Origin of the sequence: Mesorhizobium sp. M5C.F.Ca.ET.164.01.1.1 (assembly GCF_004792125.1) — a bacterium.
Lineage (GTDB): Bacteria > Pseudomonadota > Alphaproteobacteria > Rhizobiales > Rhizobiaceae > Mesorhizobium > Mesorhizobium wenxiniae.
The window spans coordinates 1-426 of record NZ_SRTG01000120.1; the positions used below are offsets into that span (position 1 = coordinate 1).

Consider the following 426-nt stretch of genomic DNA (forward strand, 5'->3'; position numbering starts at 1 on the left):
CGAGAGCGGACTCGTGTCGGTGGGAGGCGACACCGACGACGAAACCAATCCTTTCGAAGTTCGGCTCGGCAAGTATGTCGATCTCGGCGTTCCCGACGATGTTGTTGGGATCGGAGCACTTCGAAAGATTGGAGCCGAGGGACCGAAGCGGCATCAACTGGGTCTCATCTTCGATGCCTCAATGCCGGTGCCGTTTGGCGCCAAGCGTGAGGACATCACCTTCGACGGCACCAAGGTTGGCGTGATGACGCATTGCACATGGTCGCCCCGAATGAAGGCCAACATCGGATATGCCTTGATATCGGCCGAGGTGAACGCCGGAGCGACAGTCACCGTCAATCGCGCGAACGGTTCGATGGCCGCGCGGCTGGTGGAGCTTCCTTTCCTATGATTGACGAGGCGCCTTATCTCCGACCTCAGGCCCCC

General features: G+C 59.9%; 1 protein-coding gene. It reads left to right on the forward strand.

Annotation, left to right across the window (positions count from 1 at the left end; genetic code table 11):
• Nucleotides 1-391, forward strand: a 391-nt coding sequence (locus EN807_RS32705; protein WP_135937945.1) for a glycine cleavage T C-terminal barrel domain-containing protein, incomplete at its 5' end; no start/stop codon positions are given.
• Between the last annotated feature and the right edge of the window lie 35 nt (nucleotides 392-426).